Genomic DNA, 20457 nt, shown 5'->3' with positions numbered 1-20457 from the left:
GGCGGGCGGGTGGAAGTTCGCCCAATTATCGCAGAGTTTAGGCCCGCGCCACCGGCCGCAACGCGTCTCGTTCCTGCCGTTTTTGCCACTCTGGCGGCCCCGTGCGGGCACGCGGGCTGCCACTGCCAGCCATTTCGCCTCATTTAAACAGCATTGCCTACCAGTTTGTTACAATGCCTTATAGATAAATTGACGGCATTACACCACTGCACGCGCTGCAGTCCCACACATGGAAGCGAACCCATCATGATGCGTACATCGACACTCTGGACATTCCTCGCCCTGCCCCTGCTGGCAGGTTCGGCCATTGCCAGCGCCCAGACGCCGGCCAAACCGAGCGAAGCGCCGCCACAGCTCGAACGTATCGAGGAAATGGGCGAAGCGCCCATCACCGTGGCGCCGGCCCCCGCCAAGCAGCAGATTACCGAAAAACGCGAAGCGGGTGTCACCAGCGAAGTGAAAGTCACCAGCGGCGGCAGCACCTATTACATGAAACCGGCCGCCGGCGCCGACCAGGCCAACGGCAACGCCCTGCGCGGCCCGCAATGGAAAGTGCTGGAATTTGATCTGGGCAAGAAGAAACAGAAACAACGCGATGAAGAGGCAGCGGACGCGCCAGCACCGCCCGCAGCAGCGAAGTAAGCAGCCACTCTCTTCTGCCCTGCCCCGGCCACTTGCGGGGCAGCCGGCTTTTTTTTTGACCTTTTAGACCATTCTTCCCTTTCCCATGGCAGTTTTTACCGCGCTACACCTGGACGATATCGGCCAGTGGATCACGCAGTTTCCACTCGGCAAACCTCTGGCGCTCAAGGGCATCGCGTCCGGCATCGAAAACAGCAATTTCTTCCTGAGCACGGAGCGCGGCGAGTACGTGCTGACGATCTTTGAAAACCTCAGCTTCGAGCAATTGCCGTTCTATCTACAACTGATGCGCCATTTGGCGGACCGGGGCGTGCTGGTGCCCGCGCCGATCGCCAACGCGGATGGCCAGCTGGTGACGGCCCTGCAAGGCAAGCCGGCCGCCATCGTCAGCAAACTCGACGGTAGCTCGCAGATGGCGCCGCAAGCCGTGCATTGCGCGGCTGTCGGCGCCATGCTGGCGAAGATGCACCTGGCGGCGCAGGACTTCCCCCTGCAGCAGCCGAATTTGCGGGGACTGCAGTGGTGGAACGCCACCACGCCGCTGGTCTTGCACCACCTCGACGATGCCAAGGCGCATTTGCTGCGCGCTGAAATCCATTTCCAGGACGCCTTTGCTGCCTGCGATACCTATAAAGCCATCCCGCGCGGTCCCGTGCATGCCGACTTGTTCCGCAACAACGTCATGTTTGACGGCGAGCGCCTGACGGGCTTTTTCGACTTTTACTTTGCCGGCTGCGACACCTGGCTGTTCGATGTGGCCGTCACCGTCAACGACTGGTGCGTGGACCTGGCCACGGGCGTGCTCGACAAGGCGAGAGTGCGCGCCCTGCTCGATGCCTACCGCGCCGTGCGCCCGTTCACGCACGAAGAACAGACGGCATGGCAAGCGATGCTGCGCGCCGCCGCGCTGCGCTTCTGGCTGTCGCGCCTGTACGATTATTACCAGCCGCGCGAAGCGGAAATGCTGACCCCGCACGACCCCACGCATTTCGAACGCATTCTGCGCGAACGTATCGCCACACCTGCCCCGGAACTGTTTTAAACATGGAAAAATTACCTGCAAGTACAGGTTGGCAATGGGTGAAACAGGGATTCTCCCTGTTTCGCAAGCAACCTGGCGGCATGTCGATGCTGTTTCTCGGCTATATGTTCTGCATGCTGGCCGTCAGCATCGTGCCCGTGCTGGGACAAATGCTGCCCGTCATCCTCGTGCCCGTGTTTTCCATCGCCTTCGTGCAAGGCTGCCTGAATATCGACCAGGGCAAGCGCGTCTTGCCCAGCCTGTTGATCTCGGGTTTCCGCAAGCCCGCGCTTCCTTCCCTGCTGGGCCTGGGCGTGCTGTACATCCTGATGGCCATCGTTGCCATCGGCGCCTCGACCCTGGTGGACGACGGCTTGCTGTGGCAACTGGTCACCGGGCAATTGACGGAAGAAGCGGCGCGCGCCGCCATCCCCGAATCGCGCCTGGGTCTGGGCATCCTGCTGGCCATCGTGCTGTATGTGCCGGCCGCCATGGCCTTCTGCTTTGCCGCGCCGCTGATCTACTGGCAGCAAGTCAGCCTGGGCAAGGCGCTGTTCTTCAGCTTTTTCGCCGTCTGGCGTTCGCTGTCGGCCTTCATCGTCTTCGCTTCCACCTGGTTCGCCATCAGCGTCGTCACCAGCCAGTTGCTGGCCGTCATCTTTGGCCGCACGCCGCTGATGATGCAGCTGATGATGCCGCTGTCGATGATACTCACCATCATCATGCATTGCTCGTTCTACGCCGCCTACCGCCAGATCTTCGGCGTGCCCGTCGATGAGGGCAAGACGGTGTCGCTGGACAAGGCCGGCGAGTGATCGCCGGTCAGATGTAAAAAGGGGCAGCCTGCGCAGGCTGCCCCTTTTTATATATCGAATGCCTTGCACGCCAACAATGTTGTCGGATTACGCTGCGCTAATCCGACCTACGCGCCAGACCAGATCACCGTTCCAGGCGTAGGTCGGATTAGCCGAAGGCGTAATCCGACGCCATCGTCAGCCATCCCGCGTTCTACATCACCGTCCCAGCCGTTCCAGCTTGGCAATTCCCAGATCCAGCACCTTCATGCCGTGCTGTCCGAAGTTGATTTGCGCGCGCGCATTGCCGCCGCCGCCTTCGATATTGACGATCACGCCTTCGCCGAACTTGGCGTGCGCCACCGATTCGCCGATGCGCCAGCCGCCGCCCGTGGCTTTTTGCGCGATCTTTTGCGCAATCGCATTGTCCGAACCCAAGCTGGCCACCTTGGGCGCCTCGTCCCAGGCCGATTTGCGGTTGCCGAACCAGTTCGCCTGCACCTTCGGCGACAGCCATTTCAGCGCTTCTTCCGGCAACTCGTCAAAGAAGCGCGACTTCATGTTGTAGCGCGTCTGGCCGTGCAGCATGCGCGTCTGCGCAAAGCTCATGTACAGCCGCTTGCGCGCGCGCGTGATGGCCACGTACATCAGCCGGCGTTCCTCTTCCACGCCATTGTCTTCCTTCGAGCTGCTTTCGTGCGGGAACAAGCCCTCTTCCAGGCCGGTAATGAACACGTTGTCGAACTCCAGGCCCTTGGCCGAGTGCACGGTCATCATCTGCAGCGCATCCTGGCCCGCCTGCGCCTGGTTGTCCCCCGCTTCCAGCGACGCGTGCGATAAAAACGCGGAGAGCGGCGACATGACGGCCGGCAACGGCGCATCGGCATCCAGAATTTCGATGCCATCCTGGTTGACGACGGGCGCGCCCGACTGGGCCTGGGCGGCTGGCCCCAGATGGGCCGGTGCCGCCTGGCCGAAACCTTCTTCGGAAACGAACTGGCTGGCCGCGCTGACCATCTGCTCCAAGTTTTCGATGCGGTCGGCGCCTTCTTTTTCATTCTGATAGTGTTGCAGCAAGGTACTCGCTTCCAGCACGACTCTGACCATTTCCGGCAGCGACAATTGCTGCGTCTCAAAACGCACGCCTTCGATCAGCTTGACGAAGCCGGCCAGCACGCTGCCCGCCTTGCCCGCCACATACGGCACGGACGCGTACAGCGAAATGCCGTACTGTTCCGACGCGGCCTGCAATTGCTCGATCGAGCGCATGCCGATGCCGCGCGTGGGGAAATTGACCACGCGCAAGAAAGCGGAGTCATTGTGCGGATTGTCCATCAATTGCAAATAGGCAATCGCGTGCTTGACCTCGGCGCGCTGGAAGTAGCGCTGGCCGCCGTACACGTGGTACGGAATGCTGGCCGAGAACAGCGCGTGTTCGATCACGCGCGACTGCGCATTCGAGCGGTACAGAATCGCGATTTCGCTGCGCGAGGCGCCATCGGCAATCAGGCTTTTTGCCTCTTCGATGATCCACTGCGCTTCCTGCAAATCGGAACTGGCTTCATACACGCGCACCTGCTCGCCATGGCCCGCGTCCGTGCGCAGATTCTTGCCCAGGCGCTTGCTATTGTTCGCGATCAACACGTTGGCGCTGTCGAGGATGTGGCCGTGCGAGCGGTAGTTCTGCTCCAGCTTGATCAAGTTCTTCACCTGGAACTCGTGCTCGAAGGCACTCATGTTGCCCACATTCGCGCCGCGGAAGGCGTAAATGCTCTGGTCATCGTCGCCCACGGCAAACAGGGCGCCGCCATCGCGGCTGCCGTGGCCGGCCAGCAATTTCAACCAGTTGTATTGCAGATTATTCGTATCCTGGAACTCGTCCACCAAAATGTGGCGGAAGCGCGCCTGGTAGTGTTCGCGCAGCGGTTGGTTGCGGCTCAGCAATTCGTACGTGCGCAGCAGCAATTCGGCAAAATCGACGACGCCTTCGCGCTGGCACTGGTCGTCGTACAGCTGGTACAGCTCGACCATCTTGCGCTCGTGCGCGTCATACGCTTCCACATCCGTGGCGCGCAAACCCTGGTCCTTGGCGTTGTTGATGAAATACATCACCGTCTTCGGCGGGAATTTCTCATCATCGATATTGTTCGCCTTCAACAAGCGCTTGATCACGGACAACTGATCCTGCGAATCGAGGATCTGGAATGTCTGCGGCAAGGCCGCGTCGCGGTAATGCGTGCGCAGCAAGCGGTTGCACAGGCCGTGGAAGGTGCCGATCCACATGCCGCGCGTGTTGATTGGCAGCATGGCCGACAGGCGCGTGAGCATTTCCTTGGCGGCTTTATTGGTAAACGTCACGGCCAGGATGCCGGGCGGCGATACCTGCTGGGTCTGGATCAGCCACGCGATGCGGGTGGTCAGCACGCGGGTCTTGCCCGAACCGGCGCCCGCCAGGATCAGCGCATGCTGGGCCGGCAAGGTGACGGCGGCGTATTGTTCGGGATTGAGGTTGTGAAGAAGATTTTGCATCCCGTGATTATACCGGCATGGCTAAAAATACTGTGCATTTGTCCAGCGGTCGCGCCAGTTTTCCATGTGCGCGCTACAATCGGCGTCCCCACACAGCGGCCTGTATCCCATGACACCACCCACCCACCTCGACGGCGCCCGCGTACTGGCCTGGGCCTGGTCCGACCTGCCGTTCGGCCATGTCGCCGACGAGCACGGCGCCGCCCCCATCGCCATCCACGGCCTGGCCGTATGCCGCTACGGCGACGAGGCGCGCGTGTACCGTTTCAGCTGCGACTCTCGCTGGGAAACCGTGCAGGATGAGGTGTATGCCAGCGCGGACGAGGCCAGGGGGCAGCTGCCGGCGCAATACCGGGCCGTGGCGGCCGCCTGGAACCAAATCTAGCGCACCAGCTTGGCCTTGCCTTCGCTGAGCGCCTGGGCGATCACCTGGCGCGTGGTCTTGTCGGCGGCTTTTGTCGCCTTTTCCTGCTGGCGTCCCAGCGCTTCCATTTGCTTGCCCAGCGTTTCCATCGGCTTGCCGCGCTGATCCATCTGGCGCGACAGCACATCCACCTTGTCCGCCTCGCGTTCTTGCGCGGCGGCAATGCGGTCGTTGACCTCTTCCATGGCGTCCTGCGCATCTTCCATCTGCTGCTGCAGGCGTTCCACCTCGCGTCCGGCCGCGCGGCGCGCCGTCTCCGTGGTCGCCTGCGCCTGGCGGCGTGCCGCCTCGCCCATCTTGCGGCCCAGTTCCTGCTGCTGGCGCCCCAGCGCCTGCAGTTGCGCCACATCGCGCGCACCGACGTTCGCCTGCGCCGCGCCATGGGCGCCCATCTTGCTGCCCAGTTCGCCCATCGCCTTGCCATGCTCGCTCATCTGCTTGCCCAGGCCGCTCATCTGAAAACCCAGATCTTGCGACGGCTTCCAGGCGTCGCGCACGCGGGCCAGCAGCGCGGCGTCCTGCGTCACATAGCCCTTGCCCTGGTCGCGGAACCACAAGAACTGCCCCTTGAGCGAGCGCTGCAGCTGCTTGATCTGCTGGCCATCGACATCGGTGCCGGCCATGGTGACGCTATCCTCGCTGCTGTCGACGAGCGCATAGCCATCGCCGCTGCCCATGGAAATATTGATTTGCTTGCTGGGCGGCGCGGGCGGGGCCGGTGGCGCGGTCGGCTGCGGCGGCTGCACGGCCAGCGCGCTGCCGCCAAGCACGATACCGGCCAGGCTGAGGATCAAACGGTGGGAAATGGACATGGCTGCCTCGTCGCAAAAGTAGTGGAGCGTTGACTGTAGCGGCAAGTGAACCTGGCCTCCAGCGCGCTGCGACAGGCCGCAAAAAACCCTGCCTGGACGGCAAGCATAGACGATGGATGGAAGCGGGGCAAAAAAAAACGGAGGCCGCAGCCTCCGCAAAAACGCCGTGGTACGGCGTATTTCAATTCATTAATACAGCACGACGGAGCGGATCGATTCGCCGCTCTTCATCAAGTCGAAACCCTGGTTGATATCTTCCAGTTTCAAACGGTGCGTGATCAAATCGTCGATATTGAGCTTGCCTTCCATATACCAGTCGACGATCTTCGGCACGTCCGTGCGGCCGCGCGCGCCGCCGAAGGCGGAACCCTTCCATACGCGCCCCGTCACCAGCTGGAATGGACGCGTGGAGATTTCCTGGCCGGCCGCCGCCACGCCGATGATGATGGACTGGCCCCAGCCCTTGTGGCAGCACTCGAGCGACTGGCGCATGGTGGTGGTGTTGCCGATGCATTCAAATGAATAGTCGGCGCCGCCGTCCGTCAGCTGCACGATGGTATCGACCACGTTTTCCACTTCGTTGGCGTTGACAAAATGCGTCATGCCGAACTTGCGCGCGATGGCCTGACGCGCGGGGTTGATGTCGACGCCGATGATTTTATCTGCGCCGACCATCTTGGCCGCCTGGATCACGTTCAGGCCGATGCCGCCCAGGCCGAACACGACCACGTTCGCGCCCGCCTCGACCTTGGCCGTGAACAGCACGGCGCCCACGCCCGTCGTCACGCCGCAACCGATGTAGCAGACTTTGTCGAACGGCGCGTCTTCGCGGATCTTGGCCAGGGCAATTTCCGGCACGACGATGTAGTTCGAGAAAGTGGACGTGCCCATGTAGTGGAAGATGGGCTTGCCGTCGATGGAAAAGCGCGAGGTCGCGTCCGGCATCAGGCCGCGGCCCTGCGTCGAGCGGATCGACTGGCACAGGTTCGTCTTTTGCGACAGGCAGAATTTGCACTGGCGGCATTCCGGCGTGTACAGGGGAATGACGTGGTCATCCTTTTTCAGGCTTTTCACGCCAGGGCCCACATCGACGACGATGCCGGCGCCTTCATGGCCGAGGATGGACGGAAAGATGCCTTCCGGGTCGGCGCCCGACAGGGTGTAGTAATCGGTGTGGCAAATGCCGGTGGCCTTGATTTCGACCAGTACCTCGCCCTCGCGCGGGCCGGCCAGATCGACTTCTTCGATGGTCAAAGGCGCGCCCGCCTTCCATGCAATCGCTGCTTTGGTTTTCATGTATGTCCTGTGTATGGTTGAAACGCTTACTTGGTTTTCGCGCGGTTGAGGAAAGCGCCGTGCAAGCCGTTCAGGGTTTCCTCGGCCAGCAGCAGCTGGCTGGCGATTTCATTGATCTTGCGGCGGCTGGAGCGGGCGTGGTCGCGCAGGACCTCGAAGGCCGTGTTGCGGTCCGTCTGGAACTTGCCCATCAGCAAGCCAACGGCCAAACTCGTTTCGCGCCCGGCGGCCAGCGCCGCGTTCAGGTTCAGCTCGGTGCGCCGCAGCTGGCGGATCTCGTCGGCACGCGCCAGGCCCGCTTCGAACGCGGGCATCAAGCGGCCTTCATCAACGGGTTTGACGACATAGCCGACGGCGCCGTAGGCGGCTGCCTGCTTGCCCGATTCACTGTCGCCGCTGCCGGACAGGAACATGAACGGCACGCCCGTCTCGCCATGCAGGCGCTTGGCCAGTTCCAGGCCGGACATGCCCGGCATGTGGATGTCGAGCAAGGCCAGGTCCGGCTCGCGCTGGGCGACCAGCTGCAGCGCCACTTCGGCCGAATTGGCCAGGGCCGTCTCGTAGCCGGCATGGCGCAGGACTTCGCCGAGGAATTCCAACAGGAGCTGGTCATCGTCAACGATCAGGATAAGGCGTTTCGCGGCGGCTGGCTGGCTCATGGGTGGGGGACCTCGGTAATGAATGATGCTCTTATTATATGCCGATTATTCCCTCAAATCAGCCCTCCCTGCCCGTGTTCATGCCGCAAACAAGTGATTGAATTGCTGCACCGCGATATCCACATCATCTGCTTGGTAGTCCTTGCCAAATACGCTGCTGATGGCCGCCACCATATCGGCGCCGCGCGCGACCAGCGGTGCCGCGTTGTCCGGCGTCATGCCGCCGATCACCACGCACGGCAAGGCGATCTCGCGTTTCGCTTGCAGCACGATATCGAGGGGCGTGGTCACCGGGTACTTTTTCACCAACGACGGATAAAAACCGCCGAAGGCCACATAGCTGGCGCCGCCCGCCTCGGCCGTCCGTGCCAGGGCCATGTCGCCATAGCAGGAAGCGCCGACGATCTTGTCCTTGCCCAAGCGCGCGCGCACCTGCGCGACGGACGCATCCGTGCCACCCACGTGCACGCCGTCCGCGTCCAGTTCTTCGCACAGTTCGATAAAGTCATTGATGATGAAGGGCACGCCATACTTGCGGGCCAGCGCCAGCAAGGCGCCCGCCTGCTCGCGCCGCTGCTGTGCCTCGGCGCTCTTGTGGCGATATTGCAGCAGCGCCACGCCTTCCTGCAGGGCTTGCTCGCTCACGTCGAGCAGGCGGTCGGTGTCATCCCAGTTCGGGGTGACCAGATACAGTCCACGCATGATGTTTTCCTTATGTAAAAAATCGTTGCGGCATGAGTTGACCTGGCGCAATCGCATACGCGCCGGCCAGGGCCGCATGGCAATAGCTTTGCGCCAGATCCAGCGCTTCGGGCAGCGCCTGTCCCAACGCCAGGCGCGCCGCGATGGCGGAGGCCAGGGTACAGCCGCTGCCGTGGAATTCGCCGGGAAGACGGGGCCAGCGCCACTCGCGCTCGCCGCCACCGGCGTCAAACCAGCGGTTGATGATCACCTCGCCTTCGCCATGGCCGCCCGTCACCAGCACGTGCTGGCAGCCTCGCGCGCGCAGGTTTTCTGCGCCACCGAGGGCCAGCGCTTCCGGCCCGTTCGGTACGATCACGGTCGTCAGCGGCAGCAAGGGCGCCAGCGCCAGCACGGCGTCGTCCCGGCTGAGCACGTCGCCATGGCCGCTGGCCAGCACGGGATCGAGCACGACAGGCAAGCTTGGGCGGGCCTGCCGCAATTGCGCGATCAGTTGCGCGATGACGGCCGCATTCGCGGCGCTGCCGGGGATGCCGATTTTCACGGCATGAATCGCCATCTGGTCGATCAGCGCCTGCGCCTGCCGGCGCAGCAATGCCGGCGCCACAGGCTCGACAGCAAACACGCGGTCATTGTCCTGCACCGTCAGCGCCGTGATGACGGGCAGCGCATGCGCGCCCTGCGCCGCAATGGCGACAATATCGGCGGCGATGCCGGCGCCGCCCGAAGGATCGGCGCCGGCAAACACCAGCACCGTCGGCAACGTTGGCACCATCACGCCAGGCGGCCCGCCATCGGCGACGACGGCGACGCAGCAAATTTACGCGGCATGCGTCCCGCCAGAAACGCTTCGCGCCCGGCCCGCACGGCCAGCTTCATCGCGCGGGCCATGCGCACGGGGTCGCGCGCGCCGGCAATCGCCGTATTCATCAGCACGCCATCGCAACCGAGTTCCATGGCGATGGCCGCATCCGACGCCGTGCCCACGCCAGCATCGACGAGCACGGGCACTTTCGCCTGGTCGATGATCAGCGACAGATTCCACGGATTCAAAATGCCCATGCCCGAGCCGATCAGGGAGGCCAGCGGCATGACGGCCACGCAACCGATGTCTTCCAGAATCTTCGCCTGGATGGGGTCGTCGCTGCAGTAAACCATCACGTCAAAACCGTCCTTGACCAGCGCTTCGGCCGCAATCAACGTTTCCGGCATGTGCGGAAACAGGGTCTTTTCGTCGCCCAGTACTTCGAGCTTCACCAGATTGCGCCCGCCCAGCAGTTCGCGCGCCAGTTGCAGGGTATAGACGGCGTCTTTCGCGTTGTAGCAGCCGGCCGTGTTCGGCAAAATCGTGTACTGGTCCGGCGGCACGAAGTCGAGCAGGCTGGGCGCGTTCGGGTCTTGCCCGATATTCACGCGCCGGATGGCCACCGTGATGATTTGCGCCTCGGCCGCGTCCGTCGCCTCGCGCGTCTGCGGCAAATCCTTGTACTTGCCGCTGCCCACCAGCAAGCGCGATTGATACTGTTTGCCTGCGATGGTCAGCAGGTCGTCGTTGTTATTACTTGTCATTGCTTTTTCCTTAGTCTAGCCGCCGCCGATGGCGCGGACTATTTCCACTTGATCCTGGCTTTGCAAGGTCTTGCCCGGCCACGCCTTGCGCGGCACGACGTTGCGGTTGACGGCCAGCGCCAGCGCCTGGTTTTCCAGCGCCAGCGCGGCAATCAATTGATCGAGTGTCTGTCCCGGCGGCACCTGGTGCGGCGCGCCGTTGAGCGTGATGGATATCAATGCAGGCATCACGCTCTCCTTCAGACCTTGCGGTACAGCTCGGCGCCGTTCTTGACGAATTCGATGGCTTTCACCTCCATCCCCTGCTTGAGCGCCTGGTCTTCCGCGATGCCCATGCCGGCCGCGTATTCGCGCACTTCCTGCGTGATCTTCATCGAGCAGAAATGGGGGCCGCACATGGAGCAGAAATGCGCCACCTTGGCCGAATCCTTGGGCAAGGTTTCATCGTGGAATTCGCGCGCCTTGTCCGGGTCCAGGCCGATGTTGAACTGGTCGTCCCAGCGGAATTCGAAACGGGCTTTCGACAGGGCGTTATCGCGGATCTGCGCGCCCGGATGGCCCTTGGCAAGGTCGGCCGCATGCGCCGCGATCTTGTAGGTGATGATGCCGTCCTTCACATCCGCCTTGTTGGGCAGGCCCAGGTGTTCCTTCGGCGTCACGTAGCACAGCATGGCCGTGCCATACCAGCCGATCATGGCCGCGCCGATGCCCGAGGTGATGTGGTCGTAGCCGGGCGCGATATCGGTGGTCAATGGTCCCAGCGTGTAGAACGGCGCCTCGCCGCACTGCTCCAGCTGCAAGTCCATGTTTTCCTTGATCAGTTGCATCGGCACGTGGCCCGGACCTTCGATCATCACCTGTACATCGTGCTTCCATGCAACCTGCGTCAGCTCGCCCAGGGTTTTCAGTTCGCCCAGCTGTGCCTCGTCATTGGCGTCGTAGATGGAGCCGGGGCGCAGGCCGTCGCCCAGCGAGAACGACACGTCGTACGCCTTCATGATTTCGCAGATGTCTTCGAAATGCGTGTACAGGAACGATTCCTGATGGTGCGCCAGACACCATTTCGCCATGATGGAGCCGCCGCGCGAGACGATGCCCGTCAGGCGCTTGGCCGTCATCGGCACATAGCGCAGCAGCACGCCTGCGTGGATGGTGAAATAGTCGACGCCCTGCTCCGCCTGCTCGATGAGGGTGTCGCGGAAGATTTCCCAAGTTAAATCTTCGGCCTTGCCATTGACCTTTTCCAGCGCCTGGTAGATGGGCACGGTGCCGATGGGCACGGGGCTGTTGCGCACGATCCATTCGCGCGTTTCATGGATATGCTTGCCGGTGGACAAGTCCATCACGTTATCGCCGCCCCAGCGGATGGCCCAGGTCATCTTTTCCACTTCCTCGCCGATCGACGAGGTGACGGCCGAATTGCCGATGTTGGCGTTGATTTTCACCAGGAAATTGCGGCCGATGATCATCGGTTCCACTTCCGGGTGGTTGATGTTGGCGGGAATGATGGCGCGGCCGCGGGCGATTTCCTCGCGCACGAATTCCGGCGTGATTTCGGCCGGGATGCTGGCGCCGAACGACTGGCCCGGATGCTGGCGGCCCATCAGGTCGGCCAGGCGTTCGCCCATGGGACCGGAGGCTTGCAGTTCGCGCAAATACTCCTGGCGGCGCATGTTTTCGCGGATGGCGACGAATTCCATTTCCGGCGTGATCAGCCCACGGCGCGCATAGTGCATTTGCGTCACGTTCTTGCCGGCGATGGCGCGGCGCGGCTTGCGGTGCAAGTTGAAACGCAGCTCGGCCAGTTTCGGGTCCGCCAGGCGGGCGATGCCGTAGTCGGAGGTGGGGCCGGGCAATTCTTCCGTGTCGGCCCGCTCCATGATCCACGGCAGGCGCGGCGTATCGAGGCCCGAGCGGATGTCGATCTGCACGTCCGGGTCCGTGTAGGGGCCGGAGGTGTCGTAGACGTAGATCGGCGGATTCTTTTCGCCGCCGAACGACGCTTCCGTGTCGGACTGGCTGATTTCGCGCATGGGCACGCGAATGTCGGGGCGGCTGCCTTCGACGTAGATCTTGCGCGAATTGGGCAGCGGCGCGATGGCGGCTGCGTCGACCGTGGCGGTGGCGGAGAGGAATTTCGGGTTGGCGTTCATTTTGGCTCCTTGGCTAGACTATTTTTAAGCCTGGAGCCAGCTAAGGAGGTTCGGCTGCGCGCACGCGGAAAGGCGGGGTGCGTTCATCCTAAAGCTTCCCTTCGCTGGCATTATCCAGATCAGGTTCGGAGGGTATTTCTCACCCGCGCTTGCACTGTGTTTCCACAGCGAAAGGCAGGACCCCTAGCGTTTGCCGCCTTGCGGCAGCGAGCCAATTATACGCGGTTCACGCCGCGCGGCCAGATGATTTCTTGCAGGTGTAGTCTTTGTGCATCGACCTACTTCTTCTTGCCCCAGCGCCAGGCGGTCGGTTCGCCCTTCAGCAGGCAGATGAAAATGAGCGCGGCGACGACAGCCACTTCATACACGATGTAGCCGACGAACATGGTTTGCGGCGGGAACAGGAAGGCGCCGCAGGCGAACAGCACCAGCGCGGCCAGAAACACCAGCCAGCCTTGCCAGGTGATGGGCAAGCCCCAGCCCCAGCCATAGGTCTTGGCGGGAAACCAGTAGGAGGGAGATTTATCAGCCATGATGCATTCCTTGTCGATGTCGATGACACCAAGTATAAATCACGCTCCCCGCAAGCGCTCCGTGACATCGAGGCCGATGCCGCGGTAGCCGATAAAGCGGCTGCCATTGTCGAACATCGGTTCGCCGCTGACCTGCAGGTACTGCGTGCTGCCGTCCAGGTTGGCGCGGCTGTAGATGAAATCGAGGAACGGTTCGCGCGCGGCGATCTTGGCGTCGAGCAAGGCGCGTTCGGTGGCGTTCCAGCGCTGCGGCTCTTCTTCGCTGCCGATGCCCAGCATTTCAGCCACGGGACCGGAAAAGCGCGTCAGGTTGCCCTGCGCATCCTGTTCCCAGTACCAGTCGGACGACAGTTCCGTGAAGCGCTGGAAGCGCGCTTCGCTTTCGCGCAACTCCGCCGTACGCTCTTCCACCATCTGTTCCAGCGACTTGTTGTATTCGGCCAGTTTCTGGTACAGCAGGCGCACTTCCAGCATGTTGTGGATGCGCGTTTTGACTTCCACCAGGTCGAAAGGCTTGCTGACGAAGTCCTTGGCGCCCGCTTGCAGCGCGCGCAGCTTGTGGCCGGGCTGGGCCGTGATCACCAGCACGGGCAGATAGCTGCCCGCCTCGATGTCGCGCAAGCCTTCCATGACTTCGAAGCCATCCATTTCCGGCATCTGCAAGTCGAGCAGGATCAGGTCGTAGCGGTGCTGCTGGTGCAGCGCGCGCACGGCTTGCGGGTCCATGGTGGAGGTGATGTGCGTGTAGCCTGCATTACGCAGCACCTGTTCGAGCAGCATGACGTTGGCCTCCTGGTCATCGACGATGAGGATGCTGGCGTTCAGGATCTCGGTGGCTTGAAGCATGGCGGTATTCCTAAAATTAAATGCTGAATTAGCGTACTGTGTGAGTGTCGTCGGCCAGGCCGTGCGAGGCCGCATGGTGCAGGGCCACGTCGAGCGCATCCATGAATTCGACGACCTTGATGGGCTTGGTCAGATAGCGGAAGAAGCCCGCTTCCAGGCCCTTCTCGATGTCGCGTGGCACGGCGTTGGCGGACAGGGCCATGACGGGAATGTGGCTGGTGAGGGGATCATCATGCAGGATATTCAGGGCGCCATAGCCGCTGATGCCGGGTAGATTGATATCCATCAAGATCACGTCCGGCTGGTAGGTGCGCGCCAGATCGATGCCCAGGTGCGCATCGATGGCCGTCAGCAGTTTCAAGTCGCTGCGGCGGGCGATCAATTGCTCCACCAGCGCCAGGTTGGCGGGATTGTCTTCCACGTACAGCAAGGTGCGCTGGCTTTCCTGGTCTTCCTCCACCACGGGCAAGGCTACGCCCTCTTCCAGGTGCAGTTCGGGCGCGCGCGACGCCTTGAATTCCACCCAGAAGGTGGTGCCCACGCCCACCGTGCTGTCGACGCCGATGGTGCCGCCCATCAGTTCGACCAACTGCTTGGTGACGACCAGGCCGATGCCCGTGCCCTCTTCCGTGCTGCTTTCCTGACCCAGGCGGTTGAAGGGCTGGAACAACTGACTCATCTGTTCGGCATTCAGGCCGGCGCCGCTGTCGGTGACGCTGGCGCGCACGCGGTCGGCATGGCGCGTGCATTCGACCTTCACGCTGCCGCCGCTCTGGTTGTATTTGATGGCGTTCGACAACAGGTTGATCATCACCTGTTTCACGCGCGTGCGGTCGGCATGCACATAGAAAGCCTTGCCGCAGCGGGGGAAATGCATGCTGATGCCGCGTTTTTCCGCCTGCGGCGCGATCATCGCCTGGCAATCCTGCAACACGTCGAGCAAGGACATCGCCTCTTCCGACATGGTGACCTTGCCCGACTCGATCATGGCCAGGTCGAGGATTTCATTGATCAAACGCAAGAGATACCAGCCGCCCTTGAGGATCTGGTCGATCGAGCGCTGCTGCGGCAAGCTCGGTGCCGGCGTCTCGGACGCCATCAGCTGGGCAAAGCCCAGCACGGCATTCAAGGGCGTGCGCAACTCATGGCTCATGCTCGACAGAAACTCGGACTTGGCCAGATTCGCTTTTTCCGCCGCCTGGCGGGCCTTTTCCATTTCGATATTCGTGTCTTGCAAGGCTTGCTCGAACTGCTTGCGTTCCGTCACGTCGCGGGCGGCGGCAAACACGCCCTGCAGCTTGCGGTCGCGGTCGTGGAAGGTCGAGGCGTTGTACGACACCACCGTCTGCTTGCCGTCGCGCGCCAGGGCCGTCAGCTCGTAATTGGTCAACTTGCCTTCACGCAACACGCGCGCGATGGCTTCCTCGGCCCGTTCCGGTTCCGTAAAATAATTCTTGCACGGTGCGCCGATCAGTTCGTCGCGCGTGCAACCGGTCAGCGCTTCCATCTGCTGGTTGACGTCGCTGATGATGCCGCGCGGATCCGTCGTCATCAGCGCGTCGATATTCGACTCGATCAGCGAACGCGTGTAGAACTGCTGCTCGCGCAAGCGCTGGTCCAGCAGCGCCTGTTCCGCCTCGACCTGCTTGCGCGCCGTGTTGTCGGTGCCGATCAGCAAGTAACCGATGACCTTGCTCTGCGCGTCGCGCAGGGCCGTCACGGAGACCATGGCGGGGAAGCGGCTGCCATCCTTGCGGATATACGTCAATTCGTAGATGTCTTCGATGCCGCGCGTGGCCTTGAACACCAGCGCTTCCACGCCGGGCGTGATGACGGTGTCGAGTTCGGCGCTGAGGGCGGCGGCGCGCGCGATGATTTCTTGCGCGTCGGAAATGCCGGCCGGGGTCAGCTTGTCGACCACATCGCTCGCTTCGTAGCCGAGCATGCGTTCGGCGCCCACGTTGAAAATCTGGATCACGCCCTGTGCATCGGTGGCGATGCACGAGAAATTGGCGCTATTGAAAATCGCGTCCTGCAAGGCGCCCGCCTTGAGCAACTGGCGCGGCAGGCTGGCCGACACCGTGCGCCGGTACAGCGCCACGAGCAGCATCAGCAACAGGAAGACCAGCGAGTCAATCACGCAGGCCGTCTCGAACGGCGCGCGCCAGGCCAGCACGCCGATGGCCAGCAGCACGATGGCGCTGAATGAAAACGCCAGTGCCATGGGCCAGCGCGACGGTGCGCGCGGAGGAATGTTTTCAACAGATTGCATGAGGTAGCCTGGGCTGTGACAACGATAAGAGAATTGATGCGGTGTTCAGGAACTTTGGCGCTGGCGCACGTCCGACAGCAGGCGCGTGAATTCCTTTTTGACCACGCCATAGCATTCGCACACATGGCCTTCGAGGCCTGCGCGGTCCAGCACGGAGATATGGCCGCGCCGGTAACTGATGAAGCCGCGCTGCTGCAAGCGCCCCGCCGCTTCCGTCACGCCTTCGCGGCGCACGCCCAGCATGTTGGCGATCAGTTCCTGCGTCATGGTCAGCTCGCGGTTCGGCAGGCGGTCCATGGTCAGCAGTAGCCAGCGGCACAGTTGCTGCTCCACCGTATGGTGGCGGTTGCACACGGCCGTCTGCGACATTTGCGTGATCAGCGCTTGCGTATAGCGCAGCAGCAAACGCATGACGGGGCCGGCGCGGTCGAATTCTTCCATCAGCAAATGCGCCTTCAGCCGATAGCCGATGCCGCCCGTCTGCACGACGGCGCGGCTGGGGGTCGAGTTGCCGCCCATGAACAGCGACACGCCCACGATGCCCTCGTTGCCCACGCCGGCGATCTCGGACGAGCCGCCGTTTTCCAGCAGGTAGTGGATAGAAACGATGGCCGTGGTGGGGAAGTACACATGCTGCAGCTTGTCGCCCGAATCGTAGATCACGTCACCGAGCAACATGGAGACTTGCTCCAGGTGGGGCGCCAGGCGCGCAAAATCGGCGTCGAGCATGGCGGCAAGCAAATGGTTTTGATTCGGGTTGTGCAGCTGGGCATGCGGACTCGACATGGGCAGTTTTCCTGGTTTCCAGTCGTCAGCTAGGGGATAGAGGTAAGACGTCCGAACGAGGGCCGCCATATGCTGGAGCGTAACACAGCGCCTGCACAATGCCGCCACTATATTTCTTGCTGGCATGGCCGTCTGTTCGGCAGCGAACGGACGGCCACGTGTCCCGTGCCCTACAGTCAGTCACTGCCAGGGCTGCCGGATCACGGATCGGCGCCGGCGCTGCTTACCGGACGCCATCATGCAATCATTCTTCAAACGCATCTCCATTTCCGTTTCCACCTCGGCCCTGATCACGCTGGCGGTCGGGTTGTGCCTGACGGCCCTGTGCTACGCCTCGGCGCGCCAGATCGAATCGGAAAGCACCCGGCTGCTGCTGCAGTACCACGCCAGCGGTCACACGCTGCGCGCCGCCATGCTGCCCGCCAACGGCATGAGCCTGGATGCGAACCATCGCGGCTCCCTGTATGTGCTGCTGGGCGGACTGCTGTCGAGCCTGCTGGCAACGGCGTATGTGTTTCAGCTCGTGTCGCGCAACTCCGTGATTGCCCGCATCACGGGCGAACGCACGGCGGCCTTGCAGTTTGCCAATTTGCGCCTGTCCGAAGACATCGCCGCGCGCATGCACACCGAAAAGTCGCTGCGTTTGCGCGAACGCATCATCGAAGTGTCGGCCAATGCCATCATCCTGTGCAGCGCCGACGCGCCGGGCTACCTGATCGAATACGTCAATCCCGCCTTCGAGCGCATCACCGGCTATGCGGCCGGCGAAGTCATCGGCCAGCGCCTGGAAGACTTGCAGGGACCCGAACAGGGGCGGCAAGACATGCATGAGATTACAGCGGCCCTGCGCGAACAGCGCGAAGGCAAGGCCATCGTGCGCAATTTTCGCAAGGATGGCAGCTGCTACTGGAGCGAGCTGTTCGTCGCGCCCGTGCGCGACGATGGCGATGGCGCCGTCAGCCACTTTGTCGTGGCGCAATACGACATCAGCACCGTCATGCGCTTCGAACAGGAGCTGGAATTCCAGTCGCGGCACGATATTCTGACGGGACTGGCCAACCGCCTGCTGCTGCGCGAACGGCTGCAGCAGGCGATGGCCGTGACACGGCGCAGCGGCCTGCCCTTGTGGGTAGTGTTCATCGACCTCGACCGCTTTAAATTCGTCAACGATACCCTGGGCCACGATGCGGGCGATCTGGTGCTGAAAAGCGTCGCCGAGCGCCTGTGCGGAGCCACGCGCGAAGTCGACACGGTGGCGCGCCTGGGCGGGGACGAATTCGTGCTGCTGCTGCCCCAGCATGGCAATGGCGAACCGGGCGCGGCCATCCTGCAGCGCATCCAGGACGCCGTGGCGCAGCCGCTGCAACTGGGCGAATATGAATTTTTTCTCAGCTGCTGCATGGGCGTGGCCGTGTATCCCGACGACGGCCTGGACGCCGACACCCTGATCAAGCACGCCGACATCGCCATGTACCGCGCCAAGGAACAGGGACGGGGCCACTGGCAATTCTATGCCTCAAGCATGAATGCGGGCACCCTGGAGCGGCTGGGCCTGGAGAGCGAGTTGCGCCACGCGCTGGAACGGGGGCAGTTCCACCTCGAATACCAGCCCCAGCTGGACTTGGCCAGCGGCAAGGTGGTGGGCATGGAAGCGCTGCTGCGCTGGCAACATCCGCAACTGGGGCGCATTCCACCGGCCAGCTTTATCGGCCTGGCCGAGGAAATGGGCTTGATCATCCCCATCGGCGACTGGGTGCTGCACACCGCATGCGCCCAGGCGCGCGCCTGGCAGCTGGCCGGCCATGGCCCGCTGCGCCTGGCCGTCAACCTGTCGGCGCGACAATTCAAGCAAAGGAATCTGCTGCACGCGGTGGCGCAGGCGCTGGCTGAAACGGGGCTGGCCGCCGCCCATCTGGAATTGGAATTGACCGAAAGCATGGTCATGCATGACGTGGAACAAGCCACGGCCATCATGGCCAACCTGAAGGCGCTGGGCGTGCAACTGTCGATCGACGACTTCGGCACCGGCTATTCCAGCCTGGCCTACCTGCGCCACTTTCCCATCGACGTACTGAAAATCGACAAGACCTTCGTCAGCGACATCACGCACGGCGACGATGCCGCCATCGTGCGCGCCATCATTTCGCTGGCGCACAGTCTGCGCCTGAAAGTCATCGCCGAAGGCGTGGAAACGGCGCAGCAGCTGGCCTTCCTGCGCCAGCACGACTGCGACCAGATGCAGGGCTATCTGTTCAGCCGCCCGCTGACCGCGCCCGCCTTCGAGGAACTATTACTGCAAGGCAAGATGCTGTCCGCTTAAAAAGCGTGGCGCAGGCCGACGTTGAAGGCGCGGTTGCCCGTGCCCACTTCCGTCGCATTGCCCACCATGTAGGCGGCGTCGTTGCGGTTGCGGATGTGCGCGTAGGCCACATAGACCTTGCTGCGCTTGGACAAGGCATACGTAGCGCCGATGGCCAATTGCTGCGCATCGCGGTTGGCTGCATTGCGGTCGTCCTTGTACACATACGAGGCCAGCACGGTGGTCGCACCGAGCGGCACGGACACGCCGACGATGGCGTCGCGGCTGTCCGTGGACTGGGCCGGCGCCTGCGCCGCGCCATACGGGTTTTCCGCAAAGAACATGCTGCTGCCATCGCCCGTGTTGCGGCCATAGCCGCCAAACGCCGTGGCCACGCCGAAGTTGTAGTTGCCGGCCAGAATGGTGTTATTGGCGGCGGCCTTGCCCGGCTCGCCGGCACGGCTCTGGCGCGCCAGGCGCAGGGTCAATGGACCGTTGACATAGCCCAGGGCCAGGCCCAGCGAGCGTTGATCTGCCGCTACACCCGTGTGTTCGCCGGCACCGTACATGACGGTGGCGGTGACGCCGCGCAGCTCGGGCGAGGTGTAGCGCACGGTATTGTCGATGCGCGTGGCCGAATAGCCGGCCAGATTGGTCGCCGCGCCGGCAAAGCCGCCCTCGAAGGGATCGGCCACGTCCGTCAGCGCCTGGCTTTGCAGGTTGTACTGGCGGCCCATGGTCAGCATGCCCAGCGGGCTATTGAGGCCGACAAAAGCCTGGCGGCCGAACAACTGGCCCGCCTGGTCGGAGCGGCCCGTGTCGCCCTGCACGCCCGCTTCCAAGGTGAACACGGCTTGCAAGCCATTGCCCAGCGATTCCGTGCCGCGCACGCCCAGGCGCGAACCGGCCGAGATACCGCTGGTGAGCTTGCTGATGCCGCCTTCCTGCACCAGGCCCGCATCCATCAGCCCATACACTTCGACGGACGACTGGGCGTGTGCGGCAGGCAAGGCACCGAGGGTGGTGGCAAGGCCGGCAAAGATGGCGATTTTTTTCATGATGATTTCCTTGTAAAAGCGACACCAGGAAAGCGGCGGCCACGGCAAGACCACTAGCGGCA

The 20457-nt window shown here is 62.7% G+C and carries 19 protein-coding genes and 1 riboswitch; of the genes, 5 read left to right on the top strand and 14 right to left on the bottom strand.

Going from position 1 to position 20457, the window contains the following annotated elements:
* The first annotated feature begins 246 nt into the window (after window positions 1-246).
* The 3 genes from K0F86_RS14475 (at window position 247) to K0F86_RS14465 (ending at window position 2478) form a co-directional block, all read left to right on the top strand.
* Window positions 247-642, top strand: coding sequence for a hypothetical protein (locus tag K0F86_RS14475; protein ID WP_219135009.1), 396 nt, complete (start codon window positions 247-249; stop codon window positions 640-642).
* An 85-nt stretch (window positions 643-727) separates the two neighbouring features.
* Complete coding sequence (locus K0F86_RS14470; RefSeq protein WP_219135008.1) at window positions 728-1684, top strand: homoserine kinase; 957 nt, start codon at window positions 728-730, stop codon at window positions 1682-1684.
* Window positions 1685-1686: 2 nt separating this feature from the next.
* Window positions 1687-2478, top strand: coding sequence for a BPSS1780 family membrane protein (locus K0F86_RS14465; protein WP_219135007.1), 792 nt, complete (start codon window positions 1687-1689; stop codon window positions 2476-2478).
* Window positions 2479-2676: 198 nt separating this feature from the next.
* Here K0F86_RS14465 and K0F86_RS14460 read toward each other — a convergent pair whose 3' ends face one another.
* A complete protein-coding gene (locus K0F86_RS14460; RefSeq protein WP_219135006.1) occupies window positions 2677-4986 on the bottom strand; it encodes a UvrD-helicase domain-containing protein in 2310 nt (769 codons plus the stop codon).
* A 109-nt stretch (window positions 4987-5095) separates the two neighbouring features.
* Between K0F86_RS14460 and K0F86_RS14455 the strand changes: the two genes are divergently transcribed.
* Window positions 5096-5371, top strand: a complete 276-nt coding sequence (locus K0F86_RS14455) for a hypothetical protein (RefSeq protein ID WP_219135005.1) — start codon at window positions 5096-5098, stop codon at window positions 5369-5371.
* Here the strand turns inward: K0F86_RS14455 and K0F86_RS14450 are convergent.
* The 12 genes from K0F86_RS14450 to K0F86_RS14395 form a co-directional block, all read right to left on the bottom strand.
* Window positions 5368-6222 (bottom strand): hypothetical protein, encoded by an 855-nt coding sequence (locus K0F86_RS14450; RefSeq protein ID WP_219135004.1) that lies wholly within the window; start codon window positions 6220-6222, stop codon window positions 5368-5370. The genes K0F86_RS14455 and K0F86_RS14450 overlap by 4 nt on opposite strands.
* Window positions 6223-6411: 189 nt before the next feature.
* Complete coding sequence (locus K0F86_RS14445) at window positions 6412-7518, bottom strand: S-(hydroxymethyl)glutathione dehydrogenase/class III alcohol dehydrogenase (protein ID WP_070253806.1); 1107 nt, start codon at window positions 7516-7518, stop codon at window positions 6412-6414.
* A gap of 26 nt (window positions 7519-7544) precedes the next feature.
* Complete coding sequence (locus K0F86_RS14440) at window positions 7545-8177, bottom strand: ANTAR domain-containing response regulator (protein ID WP_070222669.1); 633 nt, start codon at window positions 8175-8177, stop codon at window positions 7545-7547.
* Window positions 8178-8255: 78 nt separating this feature from the next.
* Window positions 8256-8879: a thiamine phosphate synthase gene (gene thiE, locus K0F86_RS14435; protein ID WP_219135003.1), complete on the bottom strand. Its 624-nt coding sequence runs from the start codon at window positions 8877-8879 to the stop codon at window positions 8256-8258.
* A gap of 10 nt (window positions 8880-8889) precedes the next feature.
* On the bottom strand, window positions 8890-9654 hold the full coding sequence (locus tag K0F86_RS14430; protein WP_219135145.1) for a hydroxymethylpyrimidine/phosphomethylpyrimidine kinase: 765 nt from the start codon (window positions 9652-9654) through the stop codon (window positions 8890-8892).
* Window positions 9654-10448, bottom strand: coding sequence for a thiazole synthase (locus K0F86_RS14425; RefSeq protein ID WP_071079473.1), 795 nt, complete (start codon window positions 10446-10448; stop codon window positions 9654-9656). The genes K0F86_RS14430 and K0F86_RS14425 overlap by 1 nt, the downstream gene beginning before the upstream one ends.
* A gap of 15 nt (window positions 10449-10463) precedes the next feature.
* Window positions 10464-10667: a sulfur carrier protein ThiS gene (gene thiS, locus K0F86_RS14420; RefSeq protein ID WP_374197294.1), complete on the bottom strand. Its 204-nt coding sequence runs from the start codon at window positions 10665-10667 to the stop codon at window positions 10464-10466.
* Window positions 10668-10687: 20 nt separating this feature from the next.
* Window positions 10688-12601, bottom strand: coding sequence for a phosphomethylpyrimidine synthase ThiC (thiC, locus tag K0F86_RS14415; protein WP_219135001.1), 1914 nt, complete (start codon window positions 12599-12601; stop codon window positions 10688-10690).
* Between the two features lie 79 nt (window positions 12602-12680).
* A riboswitch (TPP riboswitch) is annotated at window positions 12681-12796 on the bottom strand.
* Between the two features lie 83 nt (window positions 12797-12879).
* Entirely contained in the window at window positions 12880-13134 is a 255-nt protein-coding gene (locus tag K0F86_RS14410) for a hypothetical protein (protein ID WP_219135000.1), read from the bottom strand.
* A 39-nt stretch (window positions 13135-13173) separates the two neighbouring features.
* Window positions 13174-13980 (bottom strand): response regulator, encoded by an 807-nt coding sequence (locus K0F86_RS14405; protein WP_219134999.1) that lies wholly within the window; start codon window positions 13978-13980, stop codon window positions 13174-13176.
* A gap of 28 nt (window positions 13981-14008) precedes the next feature.
* The gene (locus tag K0F86_RS14400; RefSeq protein WP_219134998.1) at window positions 14009-16252 is read right to left on the bottom strand and encodes a PAS domain-containing hybrid sensor histidine kinase/response regulator; all 2244 of its coding nucleotides are present in this window, start codon (window positions 16250-16252) and stop codon (window positions 14009-14011) included.
* Window positions 16253-16297: 45 nt separating this feature from the next.
* On the bottom strand, window positions 16298-17038 hold the full coding sequence (locus K0F86_RS14395; RefSeq protein WP_219134997.1) for a Crp/Fnr family transcriptional regulator: 741 nt from the start codon (window positions 17036-17038) through the stop codon (window positions 16298-16300).
* A gap of 238 nt (window positions 17039-17276) precedes the next feature.
* Here K0F86_RS14395 and K0F86_RS14390 point away from each other — a divergent pair, with 238 nt between their 5' ends.
* On the top strand, window positions 17277-19358 hold the full coding sequence (locus K0F86_RS14390) for a bifunctional diguanylate cyclase/phosphodiesterase (protein ID WP_257572160.1): 2082 nt from the start codon (window positions 17277-17279) through the stop codon (window positions 19356-19358).
* Here the strand turns inward: K0F86_RS14390 and K0F86_RS14385 are convergent.
* The gene (locus tag K0F86_RS14385) at window positions 19355-20395 is read right to left on the bottom strand and encodes a porin (RefSeq protein ID WP_219134995.1); all 1041 of its coding nucleotides are present in this window, start codon (window positions 20393-20395) and stop codon (window positions 19355-19357) included. The two genes, K0F86_RS14390 and K0F86_RS14385, sit on opposite strands and share 4 nt — an antisense overlap.
* Between the last annotated feature and the right edge of the window lie 62 nt (window positions 20396-20457).

The sequence above is a fragment of the Janthinobacterium sp. UMAB-60 genome (genome assembly GCF_900095235.1).
Lineage (GTDB): Bacteria > Pseudomonadota > Gammaproteobacteria > Burkholderiales > Burkholderiaceae_D > Janthinobacterium.
This window is presented reverse-complemented; position numbering and strand designations above follow the sequence as displayed.